Raw genomic sequence first — 21,821 nt, 5'->3', positions numbered from 1 at the left:
GATTATAACAAAAAAAACAAGTAAGATGCGATTTTTTTCAAGAGAGGTTTGGTGATTCGTATATGTATGTGCAGAATGAATATGAGAAAATAAAACAGGAACGCATTGGTATTTCTTTTACAGCAGAGGAAAAATCCTTGATAATGTGTGTTAAACAGCAGACAGTTCTAGCCAATATAGATAATATTTCACGTACACATGCTTACCAAAAATATTATTTGAGAAATAAGGAAATACGTTGGGCATTTTTAGCGAGTATGGTTTCGAGGAATTCTGGATGGAATATGACAGATTTAGAAGGAAAATATTATCCAAATGTTTTATCTGAAAGAATGAGAAAACAATTATTTCTTACATATGAAAGTGCAAATTGGCTCATTTTTTCAGATGCATACCCACAGTTGTTATTATATGAAATAAGTAAAGAGAGAAATACACCATTTTTTCATTTGCTACAGTTCTTTAATGTATCTATTTTTATGGAGAGAGAGTGGAAATGTTTTTGGCGGGAAAGAGACTTTGATCGGCTGATTACAGCACTTATTATTAATGAACAAAATAAGATTCAAAAAAAAGTTATTGAGCATCCATACTTTCAAAAACATGTATTTCAGACATTGTTGTTTAAGTTTCAAGAATTATTTCATTTTAGTGCTGTTATTTTTCCAACAGTAGAAGGGAAGCTATATGGTTTTTCAGTGTATCAATTCGAAAAGGTGCAAAGTCGTATAGAGCTTGGAAAAAAGTTAGCGTGGTTATTATTTCATCCTAAATATGGAGCGTTATTTTATGATTTTGCCGTACACACAGTTCCTACAGGCTCTAGATTAGATTACGAGAAATATTTTAAATTTCCAAAAGAACAAAATACACCGCAACTCAGAGATGTTTTTTCCATTGTTTTGCATCATAAAAAGGCGGAGAAAGATTGGTTTAATAAAGGAATAGATATCGAGGAGTTATTTTTGTTTCAAGAGCCAAAAGAAGAAATGGATCTAACAGAATGGTTTCTACAAAAACAAGAACAAGTACATATACTTTCTTCATTAAATAGCTTTTTTAAAAGGAATAATAACTTCGTGATATAATAAAAAAGTCCCACTTCCTTATCGGAAAGTGGGACTAGTTGATGATTTGAATTGGTTACATTTTATTGTATACATTCAAATGAGAACTTCTCATTTGAATGTAAGTGAAATGCAATGATTCAAGAAGCGAAAGTCATAAGGAAAAGTAGTTCTTAAGGCTTTGCTTTATGTAGCAGGAAAATTTGGGCCATCTAGTTTTGGATTACCAGTCTCAGGTTTATTTTGTTGTTTGGTTTGTTTTTTCTTGTTTTCATTTTTATTTTTAGCCATGATAACACCTCCCTTTTGTATTGTTACCATTTCTGTAAAACACATACAAAATGATTTCTTTGCCGAATCTCAACTAGTTTTGTCAGTCATGCAGGAGTGATAAGTGAATCGTCGAAATAACATGCAAAAGGAAAAGCAAAGAAGGAGGCGTTTTATAAATGGCGATGGTTCAGAAGGAAAATGTAATGAAAAAAATGGATCAAATGTTAAGTGCTCTTGATTTGCTGGAAATGAATGTTTCTCTCAGGGTTAATCATACTTTAAAAGATAAACGCGAAGATATATGTAATAAGGTAGAAGTAACAGAAATGCACATCGAGCATATGGAAGGGAAATTATTACATCATGAAGAAAAAGGAAATTGGCTCCAAACGTTTCAAAACGTCGTAGTGAGCGCATAATTAAGGTGGGAATAGAGTGGATTATCAAACATTAGTGCAATCTTCAAGAAAATTGATAGAATATAACGATGAGACAATTATTAAAAAAAGAGAAAATAAAGAGTTTGATTTTTATAAAGATATGCAGCCGTTTGTAAATATGGTGGATCAAGAGTTAGAGGTTTGGAAAGGATTGGCCTATCAATGGATAAAACAAGAAAAGCCAAAGTATGTACATCTGCAGCAAATTGATCAAGTGTATGAAAATTTGCAGAATAATGCCTTACAGTGTTTTGTAAGTAAGGGAAATGGAAAAAGGTTTTATGAGACGCATCAAGCAATTTTGTATACGCTGCAAAATATTATAGAACTATGTAAGTGACAAGAGGGGAAGCCCTCTTGTTTTTTTATGATTCTAAAATTGCGTGTGTGGGTTTCGTCGCACCGTTTGTTTCTAATTCGCGTATTAATACACGATATTCTGAAATGCATATTTTTCCTTCTAAATAATGATGTCTAGCAAAATCAAGTAATTCATTCATATCTTCTGTAGAATATCCCTTTTTTTGAACGAAAGCTTGTTTTAAATCCCCTAATTTCATGTTGATTCCTCCCCCATGAGAATCTTCTTCACATGTATCGTAACATGAAAAGGCTTACTTTCTTATTTTTTTAAAAATTTAAACTTCCGACAAAAACAGACATTTTCAAAATTACACATTTTCTTTTTTAGGTACATATTATATACGTAGAAACTTACTCAGAGGAGGGAGAATACATGTTTCAACAACCAAATGCATATACACAGCCAAATGCATATACACAACCAAATGCTTATCCATATAATAATGAGGATACATATTTACGTTACAATATGTATCCATTCGCTCCTTATTACGGCAATCAAGCGAATTATTATCAGCCGTTTGAAGTGTCTTTTATGAATCCGCAGCAACAGCAATATATGAATCCACAGCAACAGCAATATATGAATCCACAGCAACAGCAATATATGAATCCGCAATATTATGCACCGCAGCAACCACAACCCTTTATGAATCAGTCATCCATGTTTTATCCACCGAAGCAACCGTATCCAACAATGAGTAAACAAAAGCAACAGCAACAGCCAAGTCAGTTTTCTAGTTTCGTATCTCAATTTAAGAATTCAGATGGTAACTATGATGTGAATAAAATGATGAATACAGCGGGACAAATGATGAACGCGATGAATCAAGTCACAGGGATTGTAAAACAAGTTGGAGGATTTTTTGGGAAATAACAATAGTTATGCGTCCAAGTTATCGGATGTAGTCTGCTAATGGTATAGACAAATTTCCATTAAATAAATGGGTATATATAACAAGCGGCTTTTAACCCTTTCTCATACTCTAAAGTGTAGTCAGATTTTTTTTATGAGAGAGGAGAGAAAAAACTATGCATCATTGTCATCCTTGTTTTGGAGGACATAAGCCTGTTGGACCTATTTGCACAACACCTCCTGTCGTTCATCCAACAAAGCAATGTGTAACACACACATTTTCTACAACGGTGGTACCGCATATTCACCCAACTCATACAACTCATGTTCATCATCAACAAATCAAAAATCAACATTTCTTCCCGCAAACGAATTCTAATGTGAATGTTGTAGACCCTGGTAATCCAGGATTTGTTGGTGGAGTTGGTGGAGTTGGTGGAGTTGGTGGAGTTGGAGGGCTTGGAGGAGGTTGTGGACCATGTGGTCATGGTCATCACCATCATCATCATTTCGGACCTCAAGTATCTCCATTCGGACCAGGGCCAAACGTATCTCCATTGGACCAGGGCCAAACGTATCTCCATTCGGACCAGGGCCAAACGTATCTCCATTCGGACCAGGGCCAAACGTATCTCCATTCGGACCAGGACCAAACGTAGGACCAAATATAGGACCGAACGTCGGTGGAATATTTAAAAAGTAAATGTTATGTTAGAACTAGCAAAATGCTAGTTCTTTTTTTTGAAAATGGAGTGTTAATATGAAAGTTGTAGCTGTAACAGGGTATAAACCATTTGAACTTGGGATTTTTAAAAATGATCATCCAGGTGTTTCTTGTATAAAAAAAGCAATGCGTCGTAAATTACTTGCTTTTGTAGAGGAAGGATTAGAATGGATTATTATAAGTGGACAGCTAGGTGTAGAATTATGGGCAGCTGAAGTTGTTTTTGAAATGCAGTTAGAATATCCTAATTTAAAGCTTGCGGTGTTTACTCCTTTTTTAGAACAAGAAGAAAGCTGGAAGGAAGAGAATCGAGAATATTATGAATCGATTCTCGCGCAAGCAGACCATGTTGATAGTATTACGAAAAGAAAATATGAAAACCCAGAACAATTTCGATTGAAAAATCAATTTTTTATTGAAAAAAGTGATGCTCTTTTAGCTGTATATGATGAAGAGAAGCCTGGTAGCCCAAAATATATAGTGGAAGCAGCAAAGAAAAAAAGGGAAATAGAAAATTATCACAGTTATTTCATTCTTTTTTCTGATTTACAAGATATAATAGAAGAGGAACAGTGGAATAATGCAGAGTAATATGTAAGATAGCTCATATATATGATTGACAAAAGCCATTGTTTCTGAAAAAATTTAACTAATGAAAGTTTTGGTAAAAATTTGAGGTGAAGAAAATGATTTCGGATAAAATTAAATTAACAGCGAAAGATATTTTGGAAAAAGAATTTAAAACAGGCATGAGAGGTTATCAACAAGAAGAAGTAGATAAGTTTCTTGATATGATTATTAAAGACTATGAAGCATTCCACAAGGAGCTTGAGCAAGTGCAACAACAAAATGCTCGCTTGAAACGAGAATTAGAAGAACAAAAAGTCGCAGCAGCGCAAGTTCCGCAGCAACCGGCTCCAACACCAGTTGCACAACCTGTATACAATAATACGAATACAGACATTTTAAAACGTCTATCTAATTTAGAAAAAGCTGTATTTGGAAGTAAGTTATACGAATAATCCAGGGATAGAAAAAGATTGTAGCAGTTTACATATAAAAAAAATCGTTGCAAAATCTTTTTGTTTCCACTATACTAATGTTTGTCATAACGTTTGGGTAATCGCTGCAACGCCAACGTTGTAGAGGAAAGTCCATGCTCGCACGACCTGAGATGGTTGTAGTGTTCGTGCCTAGCCAAGTCATAAGCTAGGGTATTCTGGCTATAAAGCTGGATTAACGGCAGGGAAAAAACCTAAGTCCTTTTGGATATGGTTTGACTACCTTTAAAGTGCCACAGTGACGAAGTCCTTGAAGAAATGATAGGAGTGGAACGAGGTAAACCCCACGAGCGAGAAACCCAAATAATGGTAGGGGAATCTTTTCCAAGGAAATGAACGATGGAAAAGGACAGGTTCTAGTAGCCTGTAGATAGATGATTACCACCGGAGTACGAGGCGTGAGCCGTTTGCAGTACAAAGGAACAGAACATGGCTTACAGAACGTTATGAACCAATTATGGAATGACTCAGCTCTCCTTTGTAAGAGGAGAGCTTTTTATTTGTATGAAGTTACAACGTGTGAGTTAAAATGGTAAATAAGAAATGCTTCATAATTTTTGATAGCTAATATAAGAAAAAACGATTAATTATTGTTTGATTATACATAAGAGGTGAATGAAAATGGGAAAAGTTACTTTAATTGCAACAGCAGCAATGGGTATTGAGGCTCTAGTTGCACGAGAAGTTCGCGATCTTGGCTATGAGTGCGAAGTGGAAAATGGAAAAGTAACGTTTGAAGCGGATGCAAAGGCAATTTGTCGTACCAACTTATGGCTTCGTACAGCAGATCGAGTGAAAATTAAAGTTGGGGAATTTAAAGCGACAACATTTGACGAGTTGTTTGAAAAAACAAAAGCGTTAAATTGGGGTGACTATATTCCAGAAAACGGTGAGTTCCCTGTCATTGGAAAGTCTTTAAAATCAACATTATTTAGTGTTTCGGATTGTCAACGTATTGTGAAAAAGGCTGTTGTTGAGAAATTAAAGACAACGTATAGACGTACAACATGGTTTGAAGAAGATGGTCCTTTATTCCGCATCGAGATTGCAATGTTAAAAGATATTGCAACATTGACAATTGATGCAAGTGGTGTTGGTCTTCATAAACGTGGATACCGCGTTGATCAAGGAGAAGCGCCGTTGAAAGAAACATTAGCTGCATCTTTAATTAAACTTACAAATTGGAAACCAGATCGTCCGTTTGTCGATCCGTTTTGTGGATCCGGAACAATTCCAATTGAAGCTGCTTTAATTGGTCAAAATATTGCTCCTGGTTTTAACCGTGGATTTGCATCTGATGCTTGGGGCTGGATCGGTAAAGAAAATTGGCGTGAAGCTCGCCAAGAAGTAGAAGACTTAGCGAATTATGATCAACCATTACAAATTATTGGATCAGATATCGACCACCGCATGATAAGAGTCGCACAAGATAATGCAGATGAAGTTGGACTTGGTGACTTAATTTCATTTAAACAAATGCAAGTAAAAGATTTTACAACAAAAGAGGAATATGGCTATGTTGTAACGAATCCTCCATACGGAGAACGTTTAAGTGAAAAAGCGCTTGTTGAAAAATTATATAAAGAAACGGGAGAAGTATTCCGTCCATTAGACACGTGGTCTATGTATTTATTAACGAGCTATGAAGCATTTGAAAAATGTTATGGAAAAGATGCATCGAAAAAGCGTAAACTATTTAATGGTTTTATTCGTACAGATTACTATCAGTACTTTGGGAAACGCCCACCTCGCAATTCGTAGTATAAAACCTCTTTCCCCCGCATATACTGGCTATTATGTAATGTGCAAAAGGAGGAAGAGATATGGATGGTTTCCAATTGTCAATGATTCAAAAGGCCATTCACCGTACGTATAATGAGCTCGGAAAAGAAGTCGAACTTCAAGGTGTAGCGGCAGATGAAATTCAAAGGGCACAGGAAGAATATTTATCTGCACTATCACATGAGATGTTAATCGATAAGCGTTACTTAAAGTCATTAATAGAGTAAAAAAGTTTTCCTTTATTATAGAGGAAAATTTTTTTCGCTCAATTCTATGTATTGCAACAGGGGGAAGCAACTGCCTATTTTTAAATAGCAGTTGCTATATCTTTTTATAGAAAAACTTTTTGGTTGGAGGCTAAGGATGTTTACTGAGAAGAGATTACCATTTGAAGTAGGGAAACAAGATAATTTTTATGATAAGTTGAATGAGTGGATTGGAGATGTGTTTTACGATATCCTTCCAGAAAAAGGCTTTGAAGAACGTGATGAACAAATTTTTATGGCATTCCAATTAGAACGGGCGTTTCAAGAGAAGAAAGTGATGTTCGCTGAGGCAGGTGTAGGAACGGGGAAAACAATCGTATATCTTTTATATGCAATTTGTTATGCGCGTTATACAGGGAAGCCAGCTATTATCGCTTGTGCAGACGAAACACTAATCGAGCAGCTCGTGAAAGAAGAAGGGGATATTGCTAAATTATCAGAAGCATTAGGACTATCTGTTGATGTACGTCTAGCGAAATCAATGGATAATTATTTATGTTTACGTAAACTTGAAGACGTGATGAGTGGACGAGCGCCAGAAGTAATTGAAGACCTATATTATGAATTACCTCAATTTGTATTTGATCATGGAACAATGCAAAATTTTACACATTATGGCGATCGAAAAGAATTCCCATTATTAAATGATGAAGAATGGTCAAAGGTATCTTGGGATTATTTCCAAGACTGCTTCACATGTGATTCTCGTCATCGTTGTGGACAAACACTTTCTCGTGAACATTACCGGAAAGCAGCAGATTTAATTATTTGTTCTCAAGATTTCTATATGGACCATATTTGGACATATGATGCTCGTAAACGTGAAGGGCAAATGCCGCTTTTACCAGAGAGTAGCTGTGTTGTTTTTGATGAAGGACACCTTGTGGAATATGCAGCGCAAAAGGCGCTAACATACCGATTAAAACAAACAATGATGGAGCAATTATTAACTAGATTATTACAAAATGATATTCGTGAAGAGTTTGCTCATTTAGTAGAAGAAACAATTTGGCAAACAGAGCGTTTCTTCGATGTATTAAAAGAAAACAAAAAAGAAATTGCTGGATCAGATCGATTAGAAATTACAGTAACAGAAAAAGTAACTACAGAAGCAAAACGACTTTATGCAAAAATTGCTGAAGTTGGTGATGCTCTTGTGTTTGAAAGTGAAATGTATACAGTAAACACATATGATTTAAATATCGTTGATGAACATTTAGATGTATTGGAACATTCACTTCGTCTCTTTATGCATGAGAAAAATGTAATTACATGGGGAGAAGAAGCCGACGGTGCCTTCACATTGGTTATTATGCCACGTGCGGTAGAAGAAGTATTACAAGAAAAAGTGTTCTCGAAAAAAATCCCGTACATTTTCTCTTCTGCTACACTATCTGAAAATGATTCATTTGCATTTACAGCAAATAGTTTAGGGGTAAAAGAGTATTTATCATTCTCAGTAGCTTCTCCATTTGATTATGAAGAACAAATGAAAGTATATTTACCATCATATAACCAGGAAAATGAATGGGAAAGAAAATGTCAGTATACGCTTGAGAACATTCAAAAAACAAATGGACGTACGCTTGTATTATTCCGTACAACACAAGAGCTTGCAGCATTCAAAGAATATGTAAATAAAGAGCAAATGTCCGTGCCGTTCTTATATGAAGGAGATCAAGAAATTAGCCAACTTGTTTCACGTTTCCAAAATGAAGAAGAAACGGTGCTGTGTGCTGTTCATTTATGGGAAGGCTTAGATATTCCAGGTTCTTCACTATCACATGTCATTATTTGGTCGCTTCCATTGCCTCCAAACGATCCTGTGTTTGAAGCGAAACGTAAGCACGTAAATGATCCGTTTTGGGATGTAGATGTACCATATATGATTTTACGTCTTCGTCAAGGAATTGGGCGTTTAATTCGTACAAGTGAAGATAAAGGTGCTATTTCGTTATTCTTGTCAGAGAATGAAGATGATAAGGTTCTAGAAGCTGTAAAGAAAGTGCTTCCGGTAGAAGGTAAGGTATTATAAATGTTGTTTTAGAATAAAGCTTATCAAATTGATACTAATAACTTTGATAAACGAACAAAAAGAAAGAGCGTGTTTTTTGAAAAAAACACGCTCTTAATATATTCAATTGGATGGATCATGCTTTTATAAAAAAGTTTGATCAATGTTTGTATTTCTTGTTCAATTAATGATAATTATGTAAGGAAGCCTGTTCAAATAAACAGGCTTCTTTTGTTTTTTTGATGTAAATCTATTGGAGAAGAAACGATGACATTTCGTATAAAAGGCACAGATGTAAAACTGATCGATTATCAACACAGAAATATTCTACAAAAAGAGTTTTTAAAATTAAAAACACGCTAAAACCAGTAATGAACTTGTATTAGCGTGTTTTTGGTTTAAAATATGTTACACATTAACTACCGAGAAGTAGAGTTATGTTGACTGAATATGAATGTAAACTAATATTTAAAAGTTTACATTCAATTTTAACATGAAAACTAAAAAGAACTTGTAGCAATTACTACAAGTTCACTTAGAGATAATGTCAATAAAAGGGAAAACAAACTATTTTAACAGAAACGACAGGGAAAACTATCTAGAAACTGGTTTGACAAGTCTATTATATAACAAATATTAACATTCACAGAAAGTGTTTTTGTGAATTGTGTGAATTTTTAAACAAAAAACTTTTTTGTTTCTAGATTTTGTTTTACTAATCAAACGTTTGTTTAAAATATTTTAGATGAATGAATACAGTTAAATTTTAGCTAACTCAAATACCTTTAATTTATGGGTATTTTCAACATTTGATATACTAGAAGGAAAAATAGGATGATAAGATTATGACAACAAAAGAATTCGAAGATACAATACAAGGATTTTCTGCTTTTTTATTGAGTAAAGGACGAAAGCCTTCAACAATCAAACGATACGTCTACGATATAGAAGATTTTGGTCATTGGTTGCAAAAATCTAAAAAGCTCCCTAAACGCAATATATGGACGATAATTGATACAAAAGATTATGAAGAGTACTTCTATGATTTAAAACAGCAACGACATTACTCTGAAAAAACGATACATCGTGTCTACATTGTCCTAAATAGACTGTATCAGTATTTAAACCTACCCAACCCATTAGAAGATATGAGACCTGTAATTCAGCCTAATCGTGCGTTACGTGATAAAGATTTTATTTCTAAAGAGGAAGAAGAAAAGCTAACGTACATTTTAACTTCGTTAGAGGGATTAACAGAGAAACAGCGTTCCGTTCGACCTATACTTATGGATCGGAATATTTCTATTGTACATTTACTTATTCACTATGGATTATCACTACAGGAGCTTGTAGCATTACAGATGCATCATGTACATTTTGAAAATAATACAATCGCTGTTCCAGGCGTAGCTGGTATAGAAAGAACACTCCAATTAACTGAAGAAGATAAAAAGCGATTGTTTAATTATTACAAAACTATTCCTGAACCTGTACGTCCCCAATACCACAGTACTGATCCATTGTTTGTCGCATTCGATTTTACTCGGAACGCATTTCGCTGGGTATATGAAAATGATGCACCCAAAGCACTAACAGAAATCGCTGTTCAAAAAATGATTCGCCTTGAAGTGGCAAGAGCCCATTTGCGGAAAGGAATTTCAGCACAGCATTTACGAAACACTTTCATTTTGCATCTTATTAGACAGCAATTATCAGAAGAGGAGATTATGAAACAGGTAGGATTTAAATCTAAACTTTCGTTAAAAAGGTATTATGAGTATTCTAACCAAAAAAGATGAGGTGAAGGTTTTTCGTTTGTTTTGGAGAATGATACAAGATTAGAATCAACATAACCAAGATATTGGGTATTATAAACTAAAGAAATGATTAGGGAGGGAATTCAGATGAAAAAGGGAAAAGAGTTATTTGTACTTCTATTTTCACTCGCTTTATTATGTTCCTGTCAGAACGATATAGAAGAATCAAAAAGTGAAGATTCAAAATTTTTGGACACTGTTATGAATACAGTGAATAAAAAAGATTTTCTCAGTGCTTCTGTGGATGATAAAACAAGAGTTGTAGACCTAGAAATAGCTGATACTGTAAATAGAAGTAAGGTAAAAAAAGAGATTAACACTCAGTTAAAGAAACAAGATATTAGACCATATACTATCAATGTTAGTCAAAGAAATATGGACATCGTAAAAATAGAGAACAGATGGGACATGATTTACAGTTATATTAATGAGGAATTATTTCAAAAAAAGGATACAAAGGTCTTTCAATACGAGCTTATATAGAATCAGGGCAACCTATTCCGTTTGCTATATATACTCCTATAAATAGTACTGATTCAGAGGCAAAAGAATTTGGGAAGAAGATCGAGAAAGAAATTGATACTTTACTTAAAACACAGCAAGCACAAAAATGGATTGAAAATGATTTGTATACAATTGAAGTTTATAGTCAAGATAATCAAAGAATCAACTAGCCAATCTATGTATAGGATATAGGAAACTTTAGTATTAATAGCCTAGTAGGGGTACGGAAACATCGCCATCAAGCTAAGAAAAACATAATACAGAAATATGTAAAATTTTCTTTGTAACACTTCAAGAAAAAGAGATATATAGAAAAAAGGGCATGCTAAATAACCCTTACGGGTTAAGTTTTTTAAAACTATTTCATTTTTATTTTGATAGATGTTGTACGTATGCAATACCTAAGATATCAAACACAGTTTTCTTTCGATATCGATGTGACTTCTGTCCATTTTTATCAAGTAAATGAAACAAGCGAAGAAAACTTTTTGCTAACTGATTCGATTGATCTTGCATTTGTTGATATAGTACTCGAAAGTAATCATGAATCATATACATGGCCTTCCATTCACTCAGTTCTTTTTGTTTTTTAACCAGTAGTAATTGTCGCATCTGGAACATCACTGTAGAAGATAATAAGAGCGCAATTAATTTCCCGTAGATATGACACTCTAACCGTTCCTTTTTTATATTTGTATTGTGATGAATACGAAAGATCGATTTCCACGTTTTAAAAATGATTTCGATTTGCCAACGAAGGGAGTAGAACTCATGAATCGCTTCTTGTGAAACATATTCCGATGGAATATTGGTCACATACACATTGATTCCTTGCAATTTTTTAATTCGATCGCTAAAAGTTATCCTTTTCTTTTTTTCTTTATATGCACGATCTTTTCTACGTTGTGTTTCTTGATCAGGAGTTAGCCTGTAAATCACAGCGCGTGCTGGAAGTCCATAATCACGACCAATGTAAACCACAGGAATTTCAAAGCATTCACCTGGCTGTAGCTGATCCATAATGGCTTCTAAATCAATCATTGTGTATTGATATTTCTTCTTGATGGATCCGTTTTTAAAAGTAAGGATATGCTCATTTTTTTGAAATAGTTTGGTATTCATTTTTAGTCGGGATAAGAAGTAGGCTCCTTTTTTCTGTATTGCATCTAAATCAATTAAACTAAAATAACTTAAATCTCGTATGCATAGGTCTTGTAAATCAACAGTATGTTGAACTTCTTTTCCATAATTCACATCATTTTGTTTGCCAGGTCCCACTTCAACATGTAAAAACTGTCCACTCAGCAAATCATATTCTAGTTGTATTTTTACACCAGAAGCCTTTCCGCTTCCTCCGGATCCAGGATAGGACGCTGCAAGTTGATCCGAGACTTGAAATGTAGTAGCATCTAGAATCCGAATACGACGAAAGTATGCTGAAAAAGAAGAAGGAAGAGGCATCGTGGATAACAATTGTTTTTGTAATAACCGTGAAAATAGAGAGCGTAAAAATTCCACTGCTTTTGTATTTAGCCTGAGATTCAGTCCTTCCGGACTGATAAGGACACCTGTTTCTGATTCTAAAATGCCACATAATCGAGCCAGAGAATGACTCGCAGTATCTTGTCCCATCCCAATACATAATGAAGATAGATCTTGTGCCCGAAATTTACTCGTACGTTGAACAAACTGAGTTCGCTTGGCAAGTTCGGTTAATGCTTGTGGTGAAAAGCTACGTTGTAATTCCTCTGCAAGTAGTCGAAACACTTGAGAGCTAGAAGATTTTTTCATAGATATTCCTCCACTTTTTCTTAAATTTTATACAATAGAAAGAAAAAGGAAAGAGGGAATCAGACATGTATCCACTGGGTTCGAAAGAACATCCTATCATCGTAAAAGTTTCGTCTCAAACAAGAGCAGAGAAAGTGGCTGCGATTTGTGAGGCATACAATTTTTACTACATAGTTGGACTAGAATTCAATGAAGATATATCGGATTTAAAAAAAGCAATCAAAGATTGCTCAAGACCAGCAAATATGTATGAAAATTGTCCATGTAACAGTGGTAAGAAATACAAATTTTGTTGCATGAACAAAGAAATTGAGTTAGATATATAAAAATGAGATACTCCCATTTTTTTCGGTTTGGGGGCATCTCATTTTAGTTAGCTTGATGGCGATGTTTCCATACCCCTTTTCGGGACACTACCCCTTTATGAGAATTCAGTTCATTTTTTTAGTTTGAGGAGCAATATATTTTTTAACTTGATAGCGATGTCCCTTCCCCCCTAATAAGGATATTTTTCCAGAGAATCAGTATTTACAACTGAAACTCTCCATAGTACAATATAATTTATAAATATTCGACATTATTCGACATAACGTCGTTAATATTCAGAATATTAAAACGACAAGAGGGGAAGGAATGTTTATGAATTTATTCCGAAAGAAATCCATTTCCGCGATGTTAGCACAGTCACAGCAAAAAGGGTCTTCTTTAAAAAAAGAACTTGGAGCATTTGACTTAACAATGTTAGGAGTTGGCGCCATTATCGGAACAGGTATTTTCGTTTTAACTGGTGTTGCCGCAGCTGAACATGCAGGACCCGCGCTAATTTTATCATTTATTTTATCTGGTTTAGCCTGTGTATTTGCAGCATTATGTTATTCAGAGTTTGCTTCTACTGTACCTGTATCAGGAAGTGCATACACATACAGTTATGCAACATTTGGAGAATTAATGGCCTGGATTTTAGGCTGGGATTTAATTTTGGAATACGGATTAGCTTCATCTGCCGTTGCATCTGGTTGGTCAGGATACTTCCAAGGGTTATTGGAAGGATTTGGTCTGAAACTACCACACGCTTTAACAAGTGCTTATAACCCTGAAGCAGGAACATACGTAGATGTCCCTGCAATCTGTATCATTTTTATTATGACACTCTTATTAACAAGAGGTGCGAAAAAATCCGCACGCTTTAATACCATTATGGTAGCTATTAAATTATTTGTTGTCCTTTTATTCATCGGGGTTGGTGCTTTCTATGTAAAACCTGAAAATTGGACACCATTTATGCCATTTGGTTTTTCTGGAGTTGCAACTGGAGCAGCAACAGTGTTCTTCGCCTACATTGGCTTTGATGCAGTATCTACAGCTGCTGAAGAGGTTAAAAATCCACAGCGCAGTATGCCCATTGGTATTATCGCTTCGCTAGCAATTTGTACTACATTATATATCGTTGTTTCATTAGTCTTAACAGGAATTGTCCCTTACGATCAATTAGGTGTAAAAAATCCTGTTGCATTTGCACTACAATACATTCATCAAGATTGGGTAGCAGGTTTTATCTCTATAGGCGCTATTACTGGGATTACAACAGTATTACTCGTTATGTTATATGGACAAACACGTTTGTTTTACGCAATTAGTCGTGATGGACTCCTACCAAAGGTACTTTCTCGTGTAAACAAAAAGACACAAGTACCCGTTATCAACAGCTGGATTACAGCAGCTATGGTTGCCACTTTTGCTGGGTTTGTTCCCTTAAATAAACTAGCAGAATTAACAAACATCGGTACGCTATTCGCATTCATCGTTGTATCAATAGGCGTTATCATTTTACGTAAAAAACAACCAAACTTGCCACGCACTTTTAAAGTACCGTTCGTACCGTGGATTCCAGGATTAGCTGTTCTCTTCTGCGGCTACTTAGTATTGCAGCTCCCTGTGGCAACTTGGATCGGATTTGCTATATGGCTTGTAATTGGACTTGTTGTCTATTTCAGCTACGGATATAAAAATAGTAATTTGAGAAAAGAGCAAGAAGACGCTGCTTAACAAAAAAGGATTCTGTTGCAAAGTTTTTTTAAGATTAAATTATTCCAAGAAAAAGTTGTACATTTTATGAGATTGCTAATAGCTCATGTAATGCATCATACGTCGAAAAAGCGAAGTCTTGAACCAGACTTCGCTTTTGTTTATATAATGCATGAATGGTTTCGATTCCCATTTCTTATACACGATCTCGAGGACCAACACACTAAAAACTGATTCAAATAAGGTAAGAGAAGAAGGCCAGTTTATTGTACGGATTCTAAATCCTAAAGGAATCACGGCCCTTTCTTCACTTCTACTATATAAAAAATAGTAGTGCAAACCAATGCCTTGGTCTACACTACTAATCTTAGTATGTTTATTGTACGTGAAGCATGACGAAGGTTTTGAAATCCTGCGGAATTGGCAAAACGTCTCTTTATATGCCTATGATCCTGTTCAATAAGATTGTTTAAATGTTTGATCGTACAATGGATTGTAGTTTGATAAAATCCTTGTTTTCTTAATTTGTTAAATGCGCAAAGTAATGCCGGCGCTTTGTCTGTAGTGAGAACCGTTGGTTCTCCAAAATGTTTTACTAATCTTTTCATGAAGGCATAGGCAGACTGATGATCCCGTTTTTTACGAAGTTGAATATCCAATGTGTGCCCATCTTTATCAATTGCACGATAGAGATAACGCCATTCTCCTTTAACTTTGATATAAGTCTCATCCAAATGCCAAGATAAGCGTGCAGATTTATTTTTCACTTTCCAAATTTGATAGATGAGATTGCCATATTCATGAACCTATCGCATGATGGTTGTTGGGTGAACTGAAATACCACGTTCTTTCAGGATTTCAGATACATCGCGATAACTTAAAGAAAAACGGCAGTAGTAGCCGACAGCTACTAAAATAATATCTTTCTTGAATTGTTTTCCTTTAAAATATCTCATGTCTGATTCTCCTAGATTCTGTTTTCTAGAGTGTAGCTTCATGTAGAAAACTTTGCAACAGAATCATAAAGGTTGTACAGATTTTAATTCTTACATTAATTAAAGTCTTTTGGAATCATTTACAAGCGTTTTATTCTGAAATCATGTGTTATTATCTAACTGCTGGCGTTCACCATCCCATGAATCCAGTAACTACATCAAAAAAAGTGCTTCTAGATTTATCTAGGAGCACTTTTTTATGAAACATTTCTCTTTACATGCTTACCAACCTTTTTATACCAACCATGTTTGACATGTTGTTTTAAAAGATAATGTGCACTAATTTTAAGTGTTATTTTGCATTCTAAATATACATAACTAAATTTTAAGGTACAGCTTTCATTACTACTGTAGTGGTAGAAATAAAACTTCTATGTTCATAACTTAACAAGAACATTTATTCCATCCAAAGTAAACTTGGCAAATATGGAGTTTGCCAATGAAATTACGCCTAACAACAAAAAGAAACAAGGTAATCAAGACCAATAACTATCGCGAATAATAAAAAACTCGTCTTTTAGTCACGAGTTTTTTATTATTCTTAATGACTCTATAGTTGCATTGAATACATTTTCTTCTATTTTTATTATGCAGCTTCACTTCGTTTTTAATAACCAGCTAACATGGCTTATTCTATAAGGTTCGTTTATTATTTTTAAAATCTTAGTCAATGTATTCATTCTATAAAGATACCTAAAATTTAGAAATCATACTTTTGATAGAAAATAGCTATTATAAATAGTGAATTCATGATTATAAGGAGGAACTAAATTATGACAGTAATTACTAAGCTCNAAAATTTAGAAATCATACTTTTGATAGAAAATAGCTATTATAAATAGTGAATTCATGATTATAAGGAGGAACTAAATTATGACAGTAATTACTAAGCTCAAACAAACTATTTCTGGATTAAAAAGTGCTCAAGCAAGTTTAGAAGGATTTGTTCTTGATACTGACAATCAGCAAGCAAAACAACTGTATCAAAATGCAGCTCAGCAAGCACAGACAATTATTGATTCTTTAGAACCACGTGTTCAGGAGGTTCCTTGATACTGACAATCAGCAAGCAAAACAACTGTATCAAAATGCAGCTCAGCAAGCACAGACAATTATTGATTCTTTAGAACCACGTGTTCAGGAGGTTCAACAAGAGGAGCCTCAGYATAATCAATAAAACGCAGTAATTTTCAAATCTTTGGCATAGGCCGTATCTTAAATAACAGTAAGCAAACTCCAATTTCTTTTTGTTAGCTATTATTAACATTAAAACACCAACTTTTTCCACATTTAAATGAGCCAGATATCTTATCTTATAGAATGTTTTTTACTTATAGCGCTTGTTTTTCACAAAGCACTTTTATAAAGTGCTTTGTTCCGTTTGTAGAATAGACATTTTTATTTCTCTTTACATATTTTTCTAAAATGTAGTGTGGAACATTTTTATAATGTACAAACTTTTTCTTTAGATAATAAATCAATAAATAACAAATTTTCCGTATCTTATATAACAGTAAGCAAACTCCAATTTCTTTTTGTTAGCTATTATCAACATTAAAAATACCAACTTTTTCATATTTAAATGAGCCAGATATCTTATCATATAGAATGTTTTTTACTTATAGCGCTTGCTTTTTACAAAGTACTTTTATAAAGTGCTTTGTTCCGTTTGTAGAATAGACATTTTTATTTCTMTTTACATATTTTTCTAAAATGTAGTGTGGAACATTTTTATAATRTACAAACTTTTTCTTTTAATACTACAAATAAARTTAAAATGCAGAGAATAGGAAAACAAAACATACGACTGTAATTACAAACAGGACAAGCGAAATTGCTTGTCCCATAAGGAGAAAAATAACTTAGGAAGTTTTTTTAAGCACCAAAATGAYTYGTATTGGTAAACTGACYCATGAATAGTATGATTTAAATCAAGAAAGTTATACAAAAAAATAGCAGGCAGTGATTTTTGCCTGCCTGTGGRTCCAATGAGTTAATCAATTGTATTAATTGTGTTCCCATYGAGAAAAGAGTGAARCCGCCAGTTCAAACGGCTTAAGGATAGAATGTGTATTCTTCCTGGAAAATATGTAAAGTAAATTATGATTTTTGCTTTTAAACAATATAGTAGACTTTCGCACAGTGCTCCTGGAACAGAAAGTCYTGAGAGTGGAATATAGTTTATATAATAATATATGCGCTTTTTATTCGAGGGTAAAWAATATAACAAAAACAGAAGAACAGCCTCRTGAGCTGTTCTCCTAAGGAGGACGARATGAAGTTACATTACACTTCAAACGACAATGAATCAAGCATCCCATAAATAGTATGTACTTATAGTGATGTYCTATCCAACAAAGCAGCTAACATAAGCTAACTGTTTTGATTAGAACAAGCCTCATAAGAAAATTCTTGAAGAGGGTGGAACACGTCATTCTCATCAACTTTAGTTTTGGNAAGCAGCTAACATAAGCTAACTGTTTTGATTAGAACAAGCCTCATAAGAAAATTCTTGAAGAGGGTGGAACACGTCATTCTCATCAACTTTAGTTTTGGGTAAAGAGATTATACTTGTTTTTTATGAATTTGGAAAAATTTTCAGATGTGGTGGTTCATTCACCGAATCGTTCACATACCCCATATCCTTTTCAAAAAATCAACTACTGGTCTTGATATGAAGCCATTTTTTACTTTTTCATCAAATAACTCAAGAACATCTCTATGGTTGGATAGATATACCCTTCTTTAAAATTGCGACTGGTAAATGCGATACCTTGATAAATACTATAATAGAATAAAGCAAGCTCTTTAGGACTTCCTTCAATGAAATATCCTTTTTTCTGCCCAGATAAAATCAAACTGGATAAACTGTTAATTACGTTTTTCAAGGATGCCTCGTAATCAGACTTTAAATCTGGATTAAGTTCATTTTCTGAAAAACTATCTATCTGACTAAGAAGGAACAGACCATCTGTACTAGAAGGATCTTCTTTCAAATTATCGAGTAACATGCTTGTAATATGAATCAAAATTTCTTTTTCATTACCTGTTTGTTTAAATAGCTCTGAGACTTCATTTAAACTAGGTACCGAGATTTCTATCAACTGATTCATTATTTCTTCTTTAGAGGAAAAGTATCTATAGGCTAATCCTTTACTAATTCCAGCATCATCTGCTATGTCTTGTATTGTCGTTTTAAAATAAGTTTTTCTGGCAAAAAGCTTCGTTGCAGAATAGAGAATTTTTTCGATTGTCTCGCTTCGCATTGCTTCAAAACGTTCTTGTTGTTTATTCAAAAGTTATTCACCTCAATTATAATGACTGAATATATAGTCATTATAATTGAGGGCTATTGAATCGTCAACATTCCCATATCAAAACTTAGAAAACCAGAGGAACACTTGAAAGAGAGCGTATTGTACCTGTGTTATAAACTAGATTCTCTGGTTCGATGTCCAGGCGTAGATTAGGCAGGCGTTTCAGTAACGTACCGAAGGCAATCTGTCCTTCAAGACGTGCCAGTGGAGCACCCAAACAATGATGGATTCCCTTGCCGAAAGCAAGATGCTCATTCTCTTTGCGTGTAATATCTAATGCTTCGGAATTAGAAAACTTCTGTGGATCAAAATTGGCAGTAGCTAGAGAGAAAAATACCATTTCACCTTTGCGGATCAATTTTCCATGCATGGTTATATCCTCACCCGCAAAACGATTACTATACATAACTGGGCCCGCAAATCGTAATAGCTCTTCGATGGCAGAAGGGAGCAAAGAAGGATTGTCCCTTAGTAGCTGCATTTGTTCAGGATATTGCAGTAACGCTAACATGCCGTTACCGATGAGATTAGTCGTTGTCTCATGTCCAGCAACAATAAGTAGCATAATCGTTGAAAGAAGCTCGTTCTCACTTAGCTTATCTTCTTGTTCATGTGCGTGCACTAAAGCGCTAATTATATCCTCACAGGGATGTTTGTGTTTCTCATTTAGCAATGATTTAACGTAATGAACATACTCTTTCAGTGCTTCAGCAACTACCGCATACTGACTCGGATCCGTATTACTGCTCACAATTTTATGTGTCAAATCGCGAATTTTGTCTCGATCTCTAGCGGGTATCCCTAACATTTCTGAAATGACAGTAATGGGTAGTGGAAAGGCAAAATCCGAAATAAGATCCATCTTTCCTTTCTTCTCCACTTTATCCAATAACTCGTCGGCAATCTCCAGGATACGAGGACGGAGATTCTCGATCATACCAGGGGTGAAGGCTTTGGCAGTCAACCTCCGTAAACGGGTATGATCAGGCGGATCCACCTCAAGCATATTTGGCATATTCATCTGCCACTCAATCAATTCTCTCATGGACGTACTTTCCCCAGCAGCCCCTTGGTGCTCTTGCTGCGGTGTGAATTTCCGCATATCTTTGATAAATCGAGAGTCTTTCAGTATCGTAATCACATCGTCGTGGCGCCATGCAATCCATGCTGGTCCCATACCATAATAGTCATCAATGCGAATGAGAGGCTGTTGTTGCTCAACAAGTTTCTTATAAAATCCAACCACATCACGCATCGTTTCTGGTGAGCCCAAATTGTCAATCGTAATTTTTTTCATTAATATACCCCTTTTCTGATTATTAATTAATGAAATGACCTCGTATGTTCACACCACAAAGCATTTATAATGACTGAACATATAGTCATTATAAATGAGGTCTGTTACATTTTCAACTAAATATTACCTAATTTTGTAATTCGCATCTAAAGTGCCAATTCAATCTTGATAAGGTAGCACCAAACATCCATCAAGCTAAGGTTTTGAAGCATCCCCTAAACAAAAATTTCACTTCTCTACATTTGGTTATTTAGGAGAATTAAGCTCGTTTTTTCGTTTTGGGGAACAATGAAGTTCTTAAGTTGATGGCAATGGCTATCAAGCTAAGATTCTTAATTACCCTCATAATAAAACTGTATAGTAAACATATAATTAATAAGGGGTTGTTACTAATGATGCAAAAAGAAGAGATATTAAGAAAGTACAAAAAAATGGGGCGAGATGAACGTAAAGAACTTATAGAATTAGATTCATTTAGTTACGGTTTAATAGCTGTACTTGTTTTAATGCTATTTTGTGGTTCTTGGAAATTGATGCACGGTATTAAAAGTTACGAGTTAATTTCAATTTTGTCTGGTTATATAGCTAGTACAAGCTTTTATAAGTTTAAGAAATTGAAAACACAGAAATTTCTTATTGCAAGCATTTTAGCAACAACGAGTACAATTGCAAGTGCCATAGCTTTCTTTTTGGAGGGATAATAATTGACAGATGAATTAGTACTGCAAAATCGTTTGAAAGTAGCAAGAGCTGAGAAAAAAATATCACAGGGAGAATTAGCTGAAATGGTAGGAGTATCTAGGCAAACAATTAGTTCTATTGAAACAGGACAATTTTGTCCAACTGCAAAGTTAGCATTAGTACTTTGTATAGCACTAGATAAAAAATTTGAAGAATTATTTTATTTTTGATTAATTGGTGTACTAGGAGTCACAACAAATCCTTATCAATCTAGTTTTTTCATTATCCATAAAGCAAAAAAGATGTTATCTTTTCTGTAGAATTATAGGAAAGGATGGCGTATTTTTTCATTTTAGGGAGGATTTTGTTTTATTAGCTTAATAGCATTGGGTTGCCACCGAAATTCTAAAAACCCCCAAATTTATTTTTTAGAGTAAGTTGGGGGTTTTTGAACCAGAAAGGTATATTTTTAACTATAAAAACTATGACAAAATTTATCCGTTTTTCCTTTTTGCCTACTTGCTAAATTCAGCAAGTAAAATATTTTT

Annotated in this window: 20 protein-coding genes, 1 other RNA gene and 4 pseudogenes; 19 read left to right on the top strand and 6 right to left on the bottom strand. The window is 34.4% G+C overall.

Going from position 1 to position 21,821, the window contains the following annotated elements; translation table 11 throughout:
- Positions 1–62 precede the first annotated feature (62 nt).
- The 3 genes from AZF08_RS14240 to AZF08_RS14230 all read left to right on the top strand — a co-directional run bounded on the left by AZF08_RS14240 (position 63) and on the right by AZF08_RS14230 (position 2,120).
- Positions 63–1,088, top strand: coding sequence for a DUF2515 domain-containing protein (locus tag AZF08_RS14240; protein ID WP_033676897.1), 1,026 nt, complete (start codon positions 63–65; stop codon positions 1,086–1,088).
- A gap of 428 nt (positions 1,089–1,516) precedes the next feature.
- Positions 1,517–1,759 (top strand): hypothetical protein, encoded by a 243-nt coding sequence (locus tag AZF08_RS14235; RefSeq protein WP_033676895.1) that lies wholly within the window; start codon positions 1,517–1,519, stop codon positions 1,757–1,759.
- A gap of 16 nt (positions 1,760–1,775) precedes the next feature.
- Complete coding sequence (locus tag AZF08_RS14230; RefSeq protein WP_033676893.1) at positions 1,776–2,120, top strand: YppE family protein; 345 nt, start codon at positions 1,776–1,778, stop codon at positions 2,118–2,120.
- A 25-nt stretch (positions 2,121–2,145) separates the two neighbouring features.
- On the opposite strand, the gene AZF08_RS14225 is transcribed toward AZF08_RS14230, so the two are convergent.
- Positions 2,146–2,340, bottom strand: a complete 195-nt coding sequence (locus tag AZF08_RS14225; protein ID WP_033676891.1) for a YppF family protein — start codon at positions 2,338–2,340, stop codon at positions 2,146–2,148.
- A gap of 176 nt (positions 2,341–2,516) precedes the next feature.
- Here AZF08_RS14225 and AZF08_RS14220 point away from each other — a divergent pair, with 176 nt between their 5' ends.
- The 10 genes and pseudogenes from AZF08_RS14220 to AZF08_RS14175 all read left to right on the top strand — a co-directional run bounded on the left by AZF08_RS14220 (position 2,517) and on the right by AZF08_RS14175 (position 11,337).
- Positions 2,517–3,020 carry a YppG family protein gene (locus AZF08_RS14220; RefSeq protein ID WP_033676890.1) on the top strand — a complete coding sequence of 168 codons (504 nt, stop codon included), beginning with the start codon at positions 2,517–2,519 and terminating at the stop codon, positions 3,018–3,020.
- Between the two features lie 155 nt (positions 3,021–3,175).
- A pseudogene (locus AZF08_RS14215) lies at positions 3,176–3,702 on the top strand (CotD family spore coat protein).
- Between the two features lie 57 nt (positions 3,703–3,759).
- Positions 3,760–4,314 (top strand): DUF1273 domain-containing protein, encoded by a 555-nt coding sequence (locus AZF08_RS14210; RefSeq protein WP_033676889.1) that lies wholly within the window; start codon positions 3,760–3,762, stop codon positions 4,312–4,314.
- A gap of 95 nt (positions 4,315–4,409) precedes the next feature.
- A complete protein-coding gene (gpsB, locus tag AZF08_RS14205; protein WP_033676887.1) occupies positions 4,410–4,745 on the top strand; it encodes a cell division regulator GpsB in 336 nt (111 codons plus the stop codon).
- An 89-nt stretch (positions 4,746–4,834) separates the two neighbouring features.
- An RNA gene (gene rnpB / locus AZF08_RS14200) (RNase P RNA component class B) lies at positions 4,835–5,226 on the top strand.
- 179 nt (positions 5,227–5,405) lie between these two features.
- Positions 5,406–6,545, top strand: coding sequence for a THUMP domain-containing class I SAM-dependent RNA methyltransferase (locus AZF08_RS14195; protein WP_033676886.1), 1,140 nt, complete (start codon positions 5,406–5,408; stop codon positions 6,543–6,545).
- A gap of 62 nt (positions 6,546–6,607) precedes the next feature.
- Positions 6,608–6,793, top strand: coding sequence for a DUF3921 family protein (locus AZF08_RS14190; RefSeq protein ID WP_033676885.1), 186 nt, complete (start codon positions 6,608–6,610; stop codon positions 6,791–6,793).
- Between the two features lie 136 nt (positions 6,794–6,929).
- On the top strand, positions 6,930–8,867 hold the full coding sequence (locus AZF08_RS14185) for an ATP-dependent DNA helicase (protein WP_033676883.1): 1,938 nt from the start codon (positions 6,930–6,932) through the stop codon (positions 8,865–8,867).
- Between the two features lie 824 nt (positions 8,868–9,691).
- The gene (locus AZF08_RS14180; RefSeq protein ID WP_033676881.1) at positions 9,692–10,645 is read left to right on the top strand and encodes a tyrosine-type recombinase/integrase; all 954 of its coding nucleotides are present in this window, start codon (positions 9,692–9,694) and stop codon (positions 10,643–10,645) included.
- Positions 10,646–10,729: 84 nt separating this feature from the next.
- Positions 10,730–11,337: pseudogene (locus AZF08_RS14175) on the top strand (DUF4030 domain-containing protein).
- Between the two features lie 199 nt (positions 11,338–11,536).
- Here AZF08_RS14175 and AZF08_RS14170 read toward each other — a convergent pair.
- On the bottom strand, positions 11,537–12,958 hold the full coding sequence (locus AZF08_RS14170) for an IS4 family transposase (RefSeq protein WP_033676880.1): 1,422 nt from the start codon (positions 12,956–12,958) through the stop codon (positions 11,537–11,539).
- Between the two features lie 65 nt (positions 12,959–13,023).
- Here AZF08_RS14170 and AZF08_RS14165 point away from each other — a divergent pair, with 65 nt between their 5' ends.
- Both AZF08_RS14165 and AZF08_RS14160 read left to right on the top strand, forming a co-directional pair.
- A complete protein-coding gene (locus AZF08_RS14165) occupies positions 13,024–13,284 on the top strand; it encodes an SEC-C metal-binding domain-containing protein (RefSeq protein WP_033676878.1) in 261 nt (86 codons plus the stop codon).
- Between the two features lie 313 nt (positions 13,285–13,597).
- The gene (locus AZF08_RS14160; protein ID WP_033676987.1) at positions 13,598–15,004 is read left to right on the top strand and encodes an amino acid permease; all 1,407 of its coding nucleotides are present in this window, start codon (positions 13,598–13,600) and stop codon (positions 15,002–15,004) included.
- A gap of 64 nt (positions 15,005–15,068) precedes the next feature.
- Here AZF08_RS14160 and AZF08_RS31265 read toward each other — a convergent pair.
- Positions 15,069–15,173: pseudogene (locus AZF08_RS31265) on the bottom strand (IS6 family transposase); the annotation flags it as partial.
- Between the two features lie 187 nt (positions 15,174–15,360).
- Positions 15,361–15,939, bottom strand: a pseudogene (locus AZF08_RS14150) (IS6 family transposase); the annotation flags it as partial.
- A 912-nt stretch (positions 15,940–16,851) separates the two neighbouring features.
- Here AZF08_RS14150 and AZF08_RS14145 point away from each other — a divergent pair.
- Together AZF08_RS14145 and AZF08_RS28710 are read left to right on the top strand one after the other, a co-directional pair.
- Positions 16,852–17,031 (top strand): DUF1657 domain-containing protein, encoded by a 180-nt coding sequence (locus AZF08_RS14145; RefSeq protein WP_063177298.1) that lies wholly within the window; start codon positions 16,852–16,854, stop codon positions 17,029–17,031.
- The gene (locus AZF08_RS28710) at positions 17,012–17,155 is read left to right on the top strand and encodes a DUF1657 domain-containing protein (RefSeq protein ID WP_082793717.1); all 144 of its coding nucleotides are present in this window, start codon (positions 17,012–17,014) and stop codon (positions 17,153–17,155) included. Before AZF08_RS14145 ends, AZF08_RS28710 begins: the two co-directional genes overlap by 20 nt.
- Positions 17,156–18,665: 1,510 nt before the next feature.
- Here AZF08_RS28710 and AZF08_RS14140 read toward each other — a convergent pair.
- A complete protein-coding gene (locus AZF08_RS14140) occupies positions 18,666–19,274 on the bottom strand; it encodes a TetR/AcrR family transcriptional regulator (protein WP_033674146.1) in 609 nt (202 codons plus the stop codon).
- A gap of 85 nt (positions 19,275–19,359) precedes the next feature.
- The gene (locus AZF08_RS14135) at positions 19,360–20,592 is read right to left on the bottom strand and encodes a cytochrome P450 family protein (RefSeq protein ID WP_033674144.1); all 1,233 of its coding nucleotides are present in this window, start codon (positions 20,590–20,592) and stop codon (positions 19,360–19,362) included.
- Between the two features lie 395 nt (positions 20,593–20,987).
- On the opposite strand from AZF08_RS14135, the gene AZF08_RS14130 reads away from it, so the two are divergent.
- Both AZF08_RS14130 and AZF08_RS14125 read left to right on the top strand, forming a co-directional pair.
- Positions 20,988–21,293 (top strand): DUF6442 family protein, encoded by a 306-nt coding sequence (locus AZF08_RS14130; protein ID WP_033674169.1) that lies wholly within the window; start codon positions 20,988–20,990, stop codon positions 21,291–21,293.
- 3 nt (positions 21,294–21,296) lie between these two features.
- Positions 21,297–21,503 (top strand): helix-turn-helix transcriptional regulator, encoded by a 207-nt coding sequence (locus tag AZF08_RS14125; RefSeq protein ID WP_033674142.1) that lies wholly within the window; start codon positions 21,297–21,299, stop codon positions 21,501–21,503.
- Positions 21,504–21,821 lie beyond the last annotated feature (318 nt).

The sequence above is a fragment of the Bacillus gaemokensis genome, assembly GCF_001590835.1.
GTDB classification, from domain to species: Bacteria; Bacillota; Bacilli; order Bacillales; family Bacillaceae_G; genus Bacillus_A; species Bacillus_A gaemokensis.
Note: the sequence above shows the minus strand (reverse complement) of the source record. Positions and strands in the feature narration are given on the sequence as shown.

What these genes read in the sequence shown, in the direction of transcription:
- AZF08_RS14130 (WP_033674169.1), top strand. Translation starts at nt 20,988, where the DNA reads ATGCAAAAAGAAGAGATATTAAGAAAGTACAAAAAAATGGGGCGAGAT.
- AZF08_RS14220 (WP_033676890.1), top strand. Translation starts at nt 2,517, where the DNA reads ATGTTTCAACAACCAAATGCATATACACAGCCAAATGCATATACACAA.
- AZF08_RS14160 (WP_033676987.1), top strand. Translation starts at nt 13,598, where the DNA reads ATGAATTTATTCCGAAAGAAATCCATTTCCGCGATGTTAGCACAGTCA.
- AZF08_RS14235 (WP_033676895.1), top strand. Translation starts at nt 1,517, where the DNA reads ATGGCGATGGTTCAGAAGGAAAATGTAATGAAAAAAATGGATCAAATG.
- AZF08_RS14195 (WP_033676886.1), top strand. Translation starts at nt 5,406, where the DNA reads ATGGGAAAAGTTACTTTAATTGCAACAGCAGCAATGGGTATTGAGGCT.
- AZF08_RS14225 (WP_033676891.1), bottom strand. Translation starts at nt 2,340, where the DNA reads ATGAAATTAGGGGATTTAAAACAAGCTTTCGTTCAAAAAAAGGGATAT.
- AZF08_RS14180 (WP_033676881.1), top strand. Translation starts at nt 9,692, where the DNA reads ATGACAACAAAAGAATTCGAAGATACAATACAAGGATTTTCTGCTTTT.
- AZF08_RS14135 (WP_033674144.1), bottom strand. Translation starts at nt 20,592, where the DNA reads ATGAAAAAAATTACGATTGACAATTTGGGCTCACCAGAAACGATGCGT.
- AZF08_RS14190 (WP_033676885.1), top strand. Translation starts at nt 6,608, where the DNA reads ATGGATGGTTTCCAATTGTCAATGATTCAAAAGGCCATTCACCGTACG.
- gpsB (WP_033676887.1), top strand. Translation starts at nt 4,410, where the DNA reads ATGATTTCGGATAAAATTAAATTAACAGCGAAAGATATTTTGGAAAAA.
- AZF08_RS14165 (WP_033676878.1), top strand. Translation starts at nt 13,024, where the DNA reads ATGTATCCACTGGGTTCGAAAGAACATCCTATCATCGTAAAAGTTTCG.
- AZF08_RS14240 (WP_033676897.1), top strand. Translation starts at nt 63, where the DNA reads ATGTATGTGCAGAATGAATATGAGAAAATAAAACAGGAACGCATTGGT.
- AZF08_RS14170 (WP_033676880.1), bottom strand. Translation starts at nt 12,958, where the DNA reads ATGAAAAAATCTTCTAGCTCTCAAGTGTTTCGACTACTTGCAGAGGAA.
- AZF08_RS14145 (WP_063177298.1), top strand. Translation starts at nt 16,852, where the DNA reads ATGACAGTAATTACTAAGCTCAAACAAACTATTTCTGGATTAAAAAGT.
- AZF08_RS14185 (WP_033676883.1), top strand. Translation starts at nt 6,930, where the DNA reads ATGTTTACTGAGAAGAGATTACCATTTGAAGTAGGGAAACAAGATAAT.
- AZF08_RS14210 (WP_033676889.1), top strand. Translation starts at nt 3,760, where the DNA reads ATGAAAGTTGTAGCTGTAACAGGGTATAAACCATTTGAACTTGGGATT.